At 60.2% G+C, this 14,083-nt stretch carries 11 protein-coding genes; 5 read left to right on the top strand and 6 right to left on the bottom strand.

Annotated features, from left to right (window positions below; genetic code table 11):
- Window positions 1-19: 19 nt before the first annotated feature.
- Both C5F71_RS24650 and C5F71_RS24645 read left to right on the top strand, forming a co-directional pair.
- Entirely contained in the window at window positions 20-871 is an 852-nt protein-coding gene (locus C5F71_RS24650) for a CAP domain-containing protein (RefSeq protein ID WP_104912195.1), read from the top strand.
- An 85-nt stretch (window positions 872-956) separates the two neighbouring features.
- Complete coding sequence (locus tag C5F71_RS24645; protein ID WP_104912194.1) at window positions 957-3,143, top strand: response regulator; 2,187 nt, start codon at window positions 957-959, stop codon at window positions 3,141-3,143.
- 2 nt (window positions 3,144-3,145) lie between these two features.
- Here C5F71_RS24645 and C5F71_RS24640 read toward each other — a convergent pair whose 3' ends face one another.
- The 3 genes from C5F71_RS24640 to C5F71_RS24630 form a co-directional block, all read right to left on the bottom strand.
- Entirely contained in the window at window positions 3,146-4,273 is a 1,128-nt protein-coding gene (locus tag C5F71_RS24640) for a diguanylate cyclase (RefSeq protein ID WP_104912193.1), read from the bottom strand.
- A gap of 158 nt (window positions 4,274-4,431) precedes the next feature.
- Window positions 4,432-5,832, bottom strand: a complete 1,401-nt coding sequence (locus C5F71_RS24635) for an amino acid permease (RefSeq protein ID WP_104912192.1) — start codon at window positions 5,830-5,832, stop codon at window positions 4,432-4,434.
- 101 nt (window positions 5,833-5,933) lie between these two features.
- On the bottom strand, window positions 5,934-6,968 hold the full coding sequence (locus C5F71_RS24630) for a histone deacetylase family protein (protein WP_104912191.1): 1,035 nt from the start codon (window positions 6,966-6,968) through the stop codon (window positions 5,934-5,936).
- A 120-nt stretch (window positions 6,969-7,088) separates the two neighbouring features.
- On the opposite strand from C5F71_RS24630, the gene C5F71_RS24625 reads away from it, so the two are divergent.
- The gene (locus tag C5F71_RS24625) at window positions 7,089-7,589 is read left to right on the top strand and encodes an Lrp/AsnC family transcriptional regulator (protein ID WP_070994957.1); all 501 of its coding nucleotides are present in this window, start codon (window positions 7,089-7,091) and stop codon (window positions 7,587-7,589) included.
- Between the two features lie 157 nt (window positions 7,590-7,746).
- Here C5F71_RS24625 and C5F71_RS24620 read toward each other — a convergent pair whose 3' ends face one another.
- From C5F71_RS24620 to C5F71_RS24610, 3 genes are all read right to left on the bottom strand, one after another.
- On the bottom strand, window positions 7,747-8,226 hold the full coding sequence (locus C5F71_RS24620) for a VOC family protein (protein ID WP_104912190.1): 480 nt from the start codon (window positions 8,224-8,226) through the stop codon (window positions 7,747-7,749).
- 55 nt (window positions 8,227-8,281) lie between these two features.
- Window positions 8,282-9,493: an EAL domain-containing protein gene (locus C5F71_RS24615; RefSeq protein WP_104912189.1), complete on the bottom strand. Its 1,212-nt coding sequence runs from the start codon at window positions 9,491-9,493 to the stop codon at window positions 8,282-8,284.
- 251 nt (window positions 9,494-9,744) lie between these two features.
- Complete coding sequence (locus C5F71_RS24610) at window positions 9,745-11,805, bottom strand: TonB-dependent receptor (RefSeq protein WP_104912188.1); 2,061 nt, start codon at window positions 11,803-11,805, stop codon at window positions 9,745-9,747.
- A 250-nt stretch (window positions 11,806-12,055) separates the two neighbouring features.
- Between C5F71_RS24610 and C5F71_RS24605 the strand changes: the two genes are divergently transcribed.
- Complete coding sequence (locus C5F71_RS24605) at window positions 12,056-13,276, top strand: multidrug effflux MFS transporter (RefSeq protein ID WP_104912187.1); 1,221 nt, start codon at window positions 12,056-12,058, stop codon at window positions 13,274-13,276.
- 15 nt (window positions 13,277-13,291) lie between these two features.
- Window positions 13,292-13,903: a TetR/AcrR family transcriptional regulator gene (locus tag C5F71_RS24600; RefSeq protein ID WP_104912186.1), complete on the top strand. Its 612-nt coding sequence runs from the start codon at window positions 13,292-13,294 to the stop codon at window positions 13,901-13,903.
- The last annotated feature ends 180 nt before the right edge of the window (window positions 13,904-14,083 follow it).

Genomic DNA, 14,083 nt, shown 5'->3' with positions numbered 1-14,083 from the left:
ATGCTCAAGAGAAACGTCCATGCGCGTTCTGTCATTGATGATGGGTGTTACGACGCTGGCCGCCAGCCTGGTGTTTTGCGCCACGGCGTCGGCGAGCGAAGAGAGTCAATTGATCGACTCAATCAACCAGTACCGCAGCCAACTGCAACGCTGTGGCGACCAGGGTTCCCAGGAGTTGCCACCGCTGGCGGTCGACCCACGCCTGGTATTGCCGGTCAATAATGCCGGCGATTTGCAGCAGGACCTGGCCCAGGCGGCCTATCCGATGGTGAATGTCCAGGCGATCAGCCTGTCCGGACCTCGCAACGCGCAATCGGCGATGAAAGCGGTGCGCGAGAGTTTCTGCCGCGTGGTGCTGGACCCGCAGTTCGTCGATATCGGCGTCAGCAACAATGGCCAGGACTGGCGCATTGTCCTCGCCCGTCCGCTGCTGAGCCGTGGCCTGGCCAGTTCCCAGGAGGCCGGCCCGCAACTGCTGGAGATGGTCAACGCCGCCCGCAAGCAACCGCGCCAATGTGGCGAGCAGGCTTTCGCCGCCACCACGCCACTGGCCTGGAACGCGCAACTGGCAAGCGCCGCCGACAGTCATGCACGCAACATGGCCAACCACAACTTCTTCGACCATCTGGACCGCGACGGCCGCACCCCGGGCGACCGCGCGGAGCTGGCTGGCTACGTGGCCCAGCAGGTCGGTGAAAATATCGCAGCGGGCCTGGATACGCCGCGCAAAGTGGTCGATGGCTGGCTCGCCAGCCCCGGGCACTGCGCCAACTTGATGAACCCGCAGTTTCGCGAATTGGGTGCCGCCTACGGGCTGGATCCGAAAAGCGACGGCGGGATTTACTGGACGGCACTTCTAGGCGTGCAGTAGCGCTGAACTGCCGGACATTGCCCGGGTCTGTTGTTTGATATTGCGGTGCCATATCGCAACGTGGGACGAACTAGGTGTTGAGTAGATGACAGACTGGCTACAAGGCTGCGGTGAAATGGCCGAACGGGTTCGCCACCACGACTGGACCAACACGCCTCTGGGGGCGATGGACCAATGGCCGGATGTGCTCAAGACCACGGTGTCATTGAGCCTGGCCTCCCACTTTCCCCAGGCGGTGGTGTGGGGCCCCGAGTTGACCACCCTGTACAACGACGCCTTCGTCCCGATCCTTGGTAGCAAACCCGATGCACTCGGCCAGCCCTTCAGTGCCATCTGGCAGGAAGCCTGGAGCCAGATCAGCCCGATCGCCGATGCCGCATTTGCAGGCAACGCAACCTTTATCGAAGACTTCCCATTGATCGTCGAGCGTGGCGATGCGCCGGAACAGGCCTATTTCACGTTTTGCTACAGCCCGATCCGTGATGCCTGCGGCAACGTCGTGGGCCTTCTCGATACCGTCACCGAAACTACCGGCTCGGTGTTCATGGCGCGTCGCCTCGCCGTGCTGGATGCGATCAGCAACGGTGTAGCCAATGCCACCGATCCTGCTGCGATCATGGCGGCCACCACACAGATACTGGCGACCCACCTGAACCTGTCCAACTGCGCCTATGCCGACATGGAGGCCGATGAAGACGGCTTTACCATTCGCGGCAACTGGGCTGCAGAAGGTTCGCCCAGCATCGTCGGGCACTACCGCCTGGCCGACTTCGGCCAATTGGCGGTCGAGCGCCTGCAGGCCGGTGAGCCGTTGATCATTAATGACAACCTGACGGAACTGACGCCCGAGGAAGCCGCGACCTTCCAGGCTCTGGGTGTGACGGCGACGATTTGCATGCCGCTGATCAAGTCCGGACGCTTGACCGCGCTGATGGCTATTCACGACCGCGTGCCGCGCCGCTGGTCTTCCTACGACCTGGCGCTGCTGGGTGAGGTCACGGAGCGCTCCTGGGCGCATATCGAACGGGTGCGCGCCGATGCCATCGTCCGCGAGGGCTTGTCGGCACTGGCGGATTTGAATGCGACCCTGGAACAGCGGGTCGTGGAACGCACCACCCTGCTCAACCAGACTGAAGCGGCGTTGCGCCAGTCGCAGAAGCTTGAAGCCATCGGCCAGTTGACCGGTGGCGTGGCCCACGACTTCAACAACCTGCTGACGATCATCCGCTCGTCAGTCGACTTCCTGCGCATGCCCAACCTGCCCGAAGAGCGCCGTCAGCGCTATATGAGTGCCGTGACCGATACCGTAGAGCGGGCCAGCAAGCTGACCAGCCAATTGCTCGCCTTCGCCCGGCGCCAACCGCTGAACCCGCAAGTGTTCAATGTGGGCCAGCGCGTACAGAACATCGGCGACATGCTGGAGACGGTCACCGGCGCGCGGATCCATGTCAGCGTCCAATTGCCGGAACTGGCCTGTTACGTCTGCGCCGATTCCAGCCAATTTGAAACAGCCTTGATCAACATGGCCCTTAATGCCCGGGATGCGATGGACGGCCAGGGCACGCTGGTGCTGCGCCTGGACCGGGACCAGCCGTTGCCGTGCATACGCGGGCATGGCGGGTCAGGCAAACCCTTCGTGGCAATCTCCCTGGCAGACACCGGCAGCGGGATTGCCCAGGCGACCTTTGAACGCATCTTCGAGCCGTTCTTTACCACCAAGGAGGTCGGCAAGGGCACCGGGCTGGGGCTGTCGCAGGTGTTCGGGTTCGCCAAGCAATCGGGGGGCAACGTGGATGTGGCCAGTGTGCTCGGCCAGGGCACCGTGTTTACGTTGTACCTGCCACAAGTGGAGCCCGAGTCGACCCTCGACAACACGGTCCAGGCACCACTGGAACTGGATCCGGACGCCGCGCGGCGGCGCATCCTGATCGTGGAAGACAATCTGGAAGTAGGCCGCTTCGCCAACCAGATCCTGCAGGACCTGGGTTACCAGACCGTCTGGGCCACCCATGCCGAAGAAGCCCTGGAGATGATCGGCCCGGATGCCCGGGCCTTCGACGGGGTGTTTTCCGACGTGGTGATGCCAGGCATGGGGGGCGTGGCGCTGGCCCGTGAGTTGCGCCGACGCCGGCCCGACCTGCCGGTGATCCTGACGTCCGGCTACAGCGAGGAGCTGGCCAATTGTGGCTACGACGGCTTTGAGTTCTTGGCCAAACCCTACTCCGCCGACCAGATCTCCCGGGTGCTGGCCAAGATCATGGGCAAGGATTGAGGCTAGGACGCAACCGCCACCTGGTTGCGCCCCATGGCCTTGGCGCGGTACAGGGCTTTGTCAGCGGCATTCATCAAGTGCTGCAAGTCGTCACCCACAGCATAGTTCGGGGCCACGCCCAGGCTCGCACTCAATCCCTGTACCGGGTCGATGGTCAAGCGCGCAATGGCGCGGATCAGCTGTTCGCCGATGTCCTGTGCCACTTCCAGGGTGGTATTGGGTAGCAGCACCGCAAACTCCTCGCCCCCCAGGCGACCGTAGATATCCGACTGGCGAAAGGACGCTCTGATCACCTGGCCAATCTGGCGCAACACCTGATCGCCGGCCTGGTGGCCGTAGGTGTCGTTGATCGCCTTGAAGTGATCCATGTCCAGCATCAACGCGCATAGCGGCTGGTGAGTGCGCTTGCATTGGTCATAGAGCACCTGAGCATTTTCGAAGAACGCGCGGCGGTTCATCAAACCGGTCAGTTCATCGGTCTGGGCGGCGCGCGTTGAAATACTGTGGGCGCGCTCTATTTCGCGGGTCAGGCGAAACGCCGTCTCCAGGGCCTCGGACAATTTACGCGACGCCCCCACGACAAATGACGAGAACACCAGCACGGCAACAGCCATGCCCATCTGCATCTTGGAGGGTTGAAACAACAGCCACAGGGTGCACGGCAACAGCACCAGGGCCATGGACACTATGGTCATGTAACGGTAGGCCGAGTAGCACGACACCGCGCTGACCGACATGCCCACGGCAAAGAGCATGACCAGGGCCTGGGTCAGCCGGTCATCGGCGGGCATCACGGCAAAGGCCCCTGCCCCCCAGATCCCGGCCGACAGCACCAGGGTGATCCAGTAATGACGCTCCCAGCGCTGGGGCGTGCGCTCGCTGCGGGGGCTGCGAAAATACTGGAGGAACATCGACACACGCAGGAGCGACGAGCCTGCCAGCAATACCAGCCAACCGATCATCAGGCGGGGATCAAGCCGGTCCCAACACAGCCAGCACAGCATGCCCGCGGCCAGATAACTGCCAAAAACCGCAGAGAATGATTGGCTAAACAACTGACGCAGGCGATCAGTGCGCACCTGCTCTTCGATGAAAAAATCCTGGTCCTGCTCACGCCCAAGGCCATTCATTTGGTTCGCCTGATCCTAGTGCTGCGACAAAATGGCATTGTGGCACCCTGCCAGCACTCAGGACAGCGAAATTCGTTGCAGGTACGCGGTAAAAGCCCGAGTTAAAGCCATCGGGCTACCGCAGGAGGCGGCTTGCTGGCGATCGCTGCAGCAGGTCCTTACAAGGAGTGCGACAAGGACCAGCGTTTTTTGAACGTCGAGAGCTGATAGGCAATCGCCAGCCAGATAAACCACCCCGGCATGACACACAGCGCCAATCGGGTATCAGGACGCAGCGCCAGCAGGCACAGGACGAACCCAAGGAACGCCAGGGAAAACCACGCCATCGGCACGCCACCCGGCATTTTGTAGTGTGACGCGGCATGCAGGTCAGGGCGTTTCTTACGGTAGGCGATGTAGGACGCCAGGATGGTCGACCAGGTAAAAATCACCAGAATCGCGGACACGGTGGAAACGATGGTAAACGCTGTCATGACCTCCGGGACGATGAACAGCAGCAATACGCCCAGCAGCATCAGGAAAGTGGTAAACGCCAGACTGACAAACGGAACGCTATTTTTCGACAATCGCTTGAACACCCCTGGCGCGCTGCCCAGGTCGGCCAGGCCGAACAGCATGCGGCTGGCGGAAAACACCCCACTGTTGGCCGAGGACGCCGCTGAGGTCAGCACCACAAAGTTGACGATACCGGCGGCTGCCGGAAAGCCGGCGATCAGGAACAACTCCACAAACGGGCTCTTGGTCGGTGACACCGCCTGCCACGAGGTGACCGCGATAATGCACGCCAGGGCCAGCACATAAAACAGGATGATGCGCAGCGGAATCGAGTTGATGGCCTTGGGCAAGGTTTTTTCCGGCGAGCGCGTTTCCGCTGCCGCTGTGCCAATCAGCTCGGTGCCGGCAAAGGAAAAGATCGCCATCTGGAAGCCGGCGAAAAACCCGAGCAAGCCGTTGGGAAACACCGCCTGTTTATCCAGAAGGTTGCCCAGCGACGCCGTTACGCCCGTGGGCGAGACAAATGAACTGCCGATCAGCAACACACTCACACCGATCAGCGTTACAACCGCGATGAGCTTGATGATCGCAAACCAGAACTCAACCTCACCGAACAACTTTACGGTCAGCACGTTCAAGGCAAACAGCGTCAGCATCATGCCTATGGCCGGCATCCAGGCCGGCACATTGGGGAACCAGTACTGGAAGAACCCGCCCACTACCACCGCGTCCCCGACCACCGCCACGCTCCAGCTCAACCAGTAGGACCAGCCAAGAAAAAACGCCGCGCGCGGCCCCAGGTACGCACCGGCAAAGTCCGCGAAGCTCTTGAAGTTCAGGTTGGATAACAGCAACTCGCCCATGGCCCGCATGACGAAATACACGAACAGGCCGATGATCATGTAGATCAGGATGATCGAGGTGCCAGACAAGGCAATGATCTTTCCCGAGCCCATGAACAGGCCCGTACCAATCGCGCCGCCCATGGCCATCAGTTGAATATGACGATTACTGAGGGTGCGTTGAAGCGCAGGCTTTTCCAGCCCGGGTGCAGATGTTTTCATCACAAAACCTCTTGCTCTTATGTTTTTGAGTTTTGGCAGAAAAGTATCGAAGGTTTTTTATTGTTGGGGTCAACGTGGTTCGGACTTTGGGCGTTGAATCCTCAGGCGCGTTGGCTCTCGTAGCCGTGCAGCACATTGACCGCATTGATGCCGATCTCGTCGACCATATAGCCACCCTCCATCACAAACAGCGTGGGCACACCGACGCTGGCGATAATCTCGCCCATGCCGAGAAAGTCATGGCTTTCCAACAGGAAATGGCTGATGGGATCGTCCTTGAACGTGTCGACACCCAGGGAGATCACCAATACTTGCGGGGCAAAGTCGCGCAGTTTTTTACAGGCATCGAGCAACGCACTTTTGTAGGCCTGCCAACTGGTGTTCTTGGGCAATGGATAGTTCAGGTTGAACCCTTCACCGGCACCCGTGCCCTGCTCCGTATGGAAACCTGAGAAGTACGGATAAGACACCGAAGGCTCGCCGTGCAGGGAGATAAACATCACATCCGGGCGGTCATAGAAGATGTTCTGCGTGCCATTGCCATGGTGAAAGTCCACATCCAGCACTGCCACCCGCTGCGCGCCCTGGGTAATTGCCTGTTGCGCGGCGATGGCGGCGTTGTTGAGGTAGCAATAACCGCCCATGTATTCGCGCGCAGCATGATGCCCAGGTGGGCGGCACAGGGCGAAGGCGCTGTCGTGGCCTTCATCGATCAAGGCCAGGCCTGTAAGCGCAATATCGGCGCTGGTCTTCACTGCGTCCCAGGTGTTGGCGGTAATCGGCGAACCGGCGTCCATGGCAAAGAAGCCGAGCTTGCCATCGATAAAGTCCGGCACCTGTTGATTGGCCAAGTCGCGTACCGGCCAGACCAGGGGCAAAGCGTCATGGCTGCGGCCTACGGCCGTCCACTGTGCCCAGGCGGTTTCAAGGAAGGATACGTAGCGCTCGCTGTGGGCGTTGACGTAGCAGGCACGATCAAACGTACGCGGCACGATGATATCGCCCAAGCCGACATGCCTGACCCGATCACGCACGGTATCGGCCCGGCTCGGCTGTTCGAAGGACGGCTTGAGGACACCATCTTTAAGTTCGGTGCCATGGTGCAAACGGTGGGAATCGCTGAAAACAGTCAACATGGGAAGATATCCGCCTAATGAGGTTCAGGCGTCTATTTTGTTCGGGGCTTGAGGGGCTTTCTTTGCTTTTACTTCTCGCAATGCTAGCTTTATCGGGAATATTTCCTCAAAAAAAAGACAATGAAGAAAAATCTATCCAACCGCCCCACGCTTGACGACACCGACCTGGCTATCCTTGCCCTGCTGCAGGAAGACGCGAGCATTTCCAACGCTGAATTGAGCGAACGCCTGTCCTTGAGCCTCACGCCGTGCTGGCGCCGACGCAAACGTCTGGAGGAAGAAGGCGTGATCAAGGATTACCAGGCCAACCTGGACCGTCGCAAGCTGGGGCTGGATATCATGGCATTTGTCCACATCCGCTTCTCCACCCATACCGACCACACGCCCGAGGCCTTCGAGGCCGTGATCAAGCAACTGCCGCAGGTGCAGGCCTGCCACAAGATCACCGGCGATGCCGATTATCTGTTGCAGGTATTGGCCGAAGATCTGGATAGCTACAGCGACTTTGTCGAAAGCGTGCTGCGTCGCCAGTTGGGGATTGCCTCGATCCAGTCGAGCCTGGCGCTGCGCGAGGTGAAGACCACCAGCCGGGTGGCGATTCCAGGGCGTCGGGATAAGTGAGGGTGGTTGGCCGTTGCTTTTAGTCCGGCTTTCGTTGCCTACGGCCCGTGGAATGAATCGAAATCGAGAGCTTCAAACCGGGCGGCGAGGACTATCGACAATATGTATTTCCTTGCCGTTACCGCGTGCTGAAAACCCAGGTTGTACCTGGGTCTGATCAACCCTTGAGCGCCGTCTCAATGCTGGCGATGTCGATTTTCACCATGCCCATCATTGCATTGAATGCGCGCTTGGCCGCCGCGGGGTCGGGATGGATGATCGCTGCCGTGAGCACGCGCGGGGTGATTTGCCAGGACAGGCCCCACTTGTCACGGCACCAGCCACAGGCAACCTCCTCGCCGCCGTTGCCGACAATCGCTTGCCACAGGCGATCCGTTTCGGCCTGGTCGTCAGTGGCCACCTGGAATGAGAACGCCTGGTTGTGCTGGGTACCCGGCCCGCCATTGAGGCCCAGGCACGGGATGCCCATGACGGTGAATTCCACGGTCAGGACATCGCCTTGCTTGCCCGCGGGATAATCGCCCGGCGCTGTGTGCACGGCATCTACGGTGCTGTCCGGGAAGGTGGCGGCGTAGAATCTGGCAGCCTCCAGAGCTGTGCCGTCGAACCAGAGGCAGATGGTGTTTTTGTGGGGCATCTGGAGTCTCCAGGAAAGGCAAGTGAGCCTTGAGTCTAGCCCCTGTTTTGCAACATCAGAGCGTGCTGCGTGATGCCAACTTCATTGCCAGCCACGAGAGCGTGCGCGTTGCGTCCATGGGGCGTGCGCAGAGATAGCCCTGGCCCTGCTGGCAGCCCAGCTTGAGCAGGTGCTGGCGCTGGCTTTCGTGCTCTATGCCCTCTACCACGACCGCCATATCCAGTGCTTCAGCCAGTGCCAGGGTGCTGCTGATCACTGCACGGTTACGCGGGCTGCGATCAAGGTCGCGCACGAAGCGGGCATCGAGCTTGATCTCGGTGAATGGCAACAGGCACAGGCGCTCCAACGACGAGTAGCCAATACCAAAATCATCGATAGACAGGCCGGCCCCCATCATCCGCAGGCGGATCAAGGTTTCGAGCACTCGGGGAGAGACTTCCAGCAGGCCGCTTTCGGTGATCTCGAACGTCAGGCACGACGCCGGGATGGCGTAGCGCTCCAGCGCCGAGCCTAGATGCGCCAGCAGTGACTCGCTGGACAGTTGCTGCGCCTCCAGATTAAACGCCAGGGACAACACATGCCCCTGCGCCTGTGCCGTTTGCAGGAAGGTCAAAGCCTGGTCCAGCAGGGCAAAAAACAGCTCATCCATCAAACCGAACTGGCTGACCTGCGGCAGGAAATCTGCCGGGCACAGCACGCCGTACTCCGGATGCGCCCAGCGCGCGAGCACTTCAAGGCTGCCGACTTCACCGGTCGCCAAGTTGAACTTGGGTTGAAAAAATGCCTTGAGTTCATGCCCTGCAATGGCCTGTTCCAGGCCCGCCTGGCTGACAGTCGTGTAGCGAGCGTTCTGAGAGGCATGCCCAGGGGCAACAGTGGTTTCCAGATACCGGCTTAACAGCGGCGTGATTGAGCCAGCGCGCACCGGCACATCGACATACCCCAGGACGCAGACCCCAAGCATGCCGACCATACGATCGATGGCGTCCTGCAGGTCTGGGGCAAGAACGCTGCAAATGATGAGCGACTTGACCCGCTGGCTACGGCTAAGCAGTTCAAGCGTCGTCAGCCCCTGCATGCCCTCCTCCTTCAGGGCACAGAGCACGATATCCACCGGCCCTGTCCGGTCCAGCAGCTGCAGGGCAGTGTTCACATCCGCCACGCCAAGCACACTGTCACACCCGGCCTCCCGGAAGGCTTGAGTGGCAACGAGTTGTTTGAAGGGGTGATCTTCGACAACCAGGACACGAATCGGTAGAAAGGACATGACACATCACAGATGAGATAGAAGTGCGCTCATTCTCACGACACCTCGTATCGGCGTATTTAGGAAAACTCCCAAATAGAAATCGAAAATTCCACGGTTTGAAAACGCCGCCAAACAACGGCAGGACCTGGTTTGCCGGCACGGACCGTCGCTGCAACCCTTGAGTCCAAGCAGAAAAGGCTGTTGTGGCGAGCGAGCTTGTCGGAACGCCGCATCGCCCGCTCACCAGCCTCAGTCTACGAATCGTTGCCCTACATGTCGTAGCGCAACACCAGCCCAACCGTACGTGGCGCTCCCACATCGACGATATCGCCGCTGCGGTTGTTGGTGATGTACTCCTTGTCAAAAGCGTTTTTCACGAAGCCGGAAACCGCGACATTCTTGGTGACTTTGTACTCGGTGTTGAAGTTGACCAGCCAGTAGCTGTCGCTCCGGCGCTCGCCCGTGACCTGGCCTGCGGTATCGAACTCATACTCCGAGGGCGCGGTGCTCTGGTACACCAGGTCGGTGTTCAGGGTCAGGCGGTCATTCCAACGGTAGATGCCACCCAGGGACAGTTTGTACTTGGGTGAATAGAGGAACTCCTCGCCGCTCATATCGCGACCATCACCCGTCACAAAGTCCTTGTACTTGCCCGCGGTGATAGAGCCACCCGCCGTCAGGGTCAACTGCTCGCCGAGGTCTTTTTCGACAAATACTTCCAGGCCCTTGATATCGCTGCTGCCGGCGTTGAACACCTGGACGAAGTCGGTGTTGCGCTCGAGCGCGCTGACCTGCTGGTCTTTCCAGTCGGTGTAGTACAGGTTGGCGCGGGTGCGCAGGGTCTTGTCGAAGAACGAGCCACGGTAGGACAGCTCGTAGTTGGTGGTGTATTCCGGGTCATAACCTTCGTGGCCGCCACCGGCACGCACGTTGACGCCGCCTCCGCGATAGCCCTTCTGCACCATCACGCCCAGGTACTGGTTGGCGGCCAGTTCATAGTCCAGGCCCAGTTTCGGCAGGAGCGCATCAAACGACTTGCTGAGCTTGCCGGGGCTGGAGAAATCGTCTTGCTTGATATCGGTGTCGTTGGTTTCGTGGTCGTAGCGCAGGCCGGTGATCAAGGTCCAGCGCGGGGCGAATGTCCAGTTGATTTCACCAAACACGGCCTTGCTTTCAATGGTCGTATCGCCCTTGGCGGTACCGAACAGAAGGTTGTTGAACAACAGGCGGTCGTGGAAGTTGTTGGTGTTGTGGCCGTAGTAGGCACCGACAAAACTCTTCACCGTATCGCCGCTGTAGTTCAGGCGCAGTTCCTGGCTGAACAGGTCGCCGTCCTGTTTGCGCAATACCACTTGGTTGGCGTCGGCCGACTGGTCGAAATCCAGGCGCGCGTCGTAGTCCGAGCGGGTATTGGCGGTCAGGCTGGTCAGCGACCAGTTGTCGTCCAGGCGATAGTCCACCTTGGCGCTGAGCGTGTCCTGCCCAAGCTTGTCATAGGCCTTGGTGTTGGAGGTCATCTTGTAATAACGGATCTTGTCGTTCTGGCGCATCGCCGAGTTATCGCCCTTGCGGCTTTCACTGTGGGCGTAAGTCAGCAGCACATCCAGGTCGTCGTTGGGCAGGATCAACAGCTTGCCCCGGGCATTGCCGGTGCGTGTGGGGTTGGCGTCGTCATGCAGGGCGATGTTGTCGATATAGCCGTCACCCTCTTGGTAATCCACGGCAATACGCCCGGCGATCTTGTCATCGACCAACGCCCCGCCACCGGCCACTGCCGCACCGCGCTCGCCATAGCTGCCCATGTTGGTGCGTGCGGAAAAACTCGGCTCGAAGGTGGGGTTGCGGGTCTGGATCACCACCGCACCGGCCAGGGAGTTACGGCCCTGGGTGGTGGATTGCGGGCCGAGGAACACTTCGACCTGGTCGACGTCCCACAGCGGCATCGGGCTGAGGGTCAGGGCGCGGTTGGGTTGCACGGCGCCGTCGACAAATACCGAAACCGCACCGTTGAGCGTGGCGGGCCCCTGGTCGTCGAAACCGGACACGGGCACGCCGCGAATACCCCAGTTTTCGTTGCCGGACTGGTTGTACACGCCTGGCGTACGCGCGAATACGTCCACCAGGTCACGGTCCTGCTTTTCACGCAGTTGCTGGTCGGTGACCACCACCACGCTCGACTGGGTCTGCTCCAGGCTGCGGTTGATCTTTTCACCGGTGACGGTGATCGGTGCAATCTCCAGCGCGCTCGCAGGTTCTGCGGCCCACGCACCGTTGCACAGGTAGATCGCCGAGCCAACAGCCACTGCCATTGTGGTTTTCTTGAAATTCACGTCCTGCTCCCTACGCCGTTTTTTTTGTTTGTTCTAATGCCCAGAACGCTGCTCGTGCACAGCTGGCGGGAGTCTAATTCAATCAAAAAACTAAAGAAACATAATTGATAACAACTCTCATTCGCTCGCTCGGATTGCACTGTGCATGTGCAAATCCTCCCGAGTACTGGGGCGTTGACCGATTTAAGAGGTGTCGCTACTATGCGCAAACCTACCGACCGGTAGGCTGTTTTTTTTCGTTGGAGACGCTATGAATTCGCAACCCACCCACAGGGTCGCCCTGAGGCTGGCTATTGGCCTGGGACTGATCGGCGCCCTTGGCCCTTCGGCTGTCGATATGTACCTGTCGAGCCTTCCCGAAATTGCCCGCGAATATCAGAGCAGCTTCGCCAGCGTGCAGTTGACCCTGACGTTCTTCCTCCTGGCCATGGGTGCCGGCCAGTTGATCTTCGGGCCCATCGTCGACGCCTACGGGCGCCGCCGGCCCCTGCTGGCCGGCCTTGTGGTGTTTACCTTGTGCTCATTGGGCGCCGCATGGGCGCCGACACTTGAGACATTGATCGCCCTGCGCTTCGTGCAGGGGCTTGGCAGCGCCCTGACGCTGGTGGTGATCATGAGCATGGTGCGGGACGTCAGCGAAGGCGTGGCGGCGGCCAAGCTCTTCGCATTGCTGATGACCATCGAGGGCGTCGCGCCCATCTTTGCCCCGGCACTGGGCGGGGTGATCGACACACACTACGGCTGGCGTGCGGTGATGCTGGTGCTCGCTGCATTTGGCCTGGCGGTGCTGGGCAACAGCTGGCTGTCGCTGCCGGAAACCCTGCCCGCCAGCCAACGCGAGCCGTTACGCCTGGGCGCCGCCTGCCGCACGTACCTGACGATCGCCAGAGACCGACACTTCCTGCGTCCGACCCTGGCCGTGGCCGCCGTTTTCTTCTTTCTGTTTGCCTACATCGGCGGTGCGACACTGGTCTACCAGCAGACCTACGGCCTGAGCCCGCAAGCCTTTGGCATGCTGTTCGGCGTCACCGGGGTAGCCATCCTGATCGGGGCAATGAGCGCCGGGAAACTGGTCAGCCGGCTTGGCTTGGGCCGCCTGTCACTGATCGGCGTGTTTAGCATGGCCGCTGGCTCGGCAATCGCGGTGGCATCCACCCTGACCTACGTGGGTCTGCCCGGTATAGTGGCGGGCATGGCCCTTGCCCTGTTTGGCCTGGGCATCGCCGAATCCACGCTGATGTCACTGGTGATGTCCTCGCAAAAGCGCGCACTGGGCTCCACCGCTGCACTGCTGGGCGCATTCCAACTGTCCGTTTCCGCCAGCGCGACGCCACTGTCGGCATTGGCGCTGACCTATGGACCAGTGGCTTGGACCGCACTGCTGCTGGCCAGTGCATTGCTGACCTGCCTGCTGACGACAATCAGCCTCCCCCGAGGAGCGGGCGAAACCTTTGACCTGGCCGGGCACTGATTAAGGAAGAACCACATGACAGCCACCATCCTGACCTCGGCTGCCGAACGCATCGCGTATCTGGCTCTGGACCAATTTGCCGAGCATGGTTACGACGCCGCTTCACTGAATGATATCGCCGTGCGCGCAGGCATCAAAAAGGCCTCGCTGTACGCACATTTTGCGAGCAAGGATGCGCTGTACGTGGTCGCACTCGAACTCGCACTGCGCGCCGAACTGGACTACGTGCAAAGCCAATTTGCGAAAAACTCTCGATCGATCAAGGCCCCCGGCGAGGTCTACATCGACAACCTGCAACGCCGCTACAACCAGCATGAGTCCCTGCGCTTTTTGCTCAGGGCCGCCTTTTACCCACCGACGCCGCTAAGGCACGTGGTCATGTCCGGGTTCAATGACTACATGGCCACGATCCGCAGTCACTTCCAGAAAGGGTTACTTAAAGCCCATCCAGGCGTAGAGGACCAGGCCAGTGAAGTGCTGGCAGAGGCCTATCTGGTGACGATCGACAGCCTGCATGTCGAGCTGACTTATGGTGACGCAAAAGCCTATTCCCGCCGCCTGGATGCACTGCAGCGGCTGTCGCGGGCGGTCGGGTACGAGGAGATTATTCGGCGATTACACGGGTAAATGCCGGGCTGGGCTTGGCGAACATCTCGCACAAGCCCTCTCGCTTTACTTGCTCACCCGCCGATCTCTTTCAATGCGTATCGAATGACACTGGGGGCACAACAGCCCCAGCCGCACCCTACGCGTGAAGCGATGCTCGCACTTCTTGCAGCGGAAAAAATAGGGCGGCCTGTCGACAAA

Origin of the sequence: Pseudomonas sp. LG1D9, assembly GCF_002949995.1 — a bacterium.
In the GTDB taxonomy this organism is placed as follows: Bacteria; Pseudomonadota; Gammaproteobacteria; order Pseudomonadales; family Pseudomonadaceae; genus Aquipseudomonas; species Aquipseudomonas proteolytica.
Note: the sequence above shows the minus strand (reverse complement) of the source record. Positions and strands in the feature narration are given on the sequence as shown.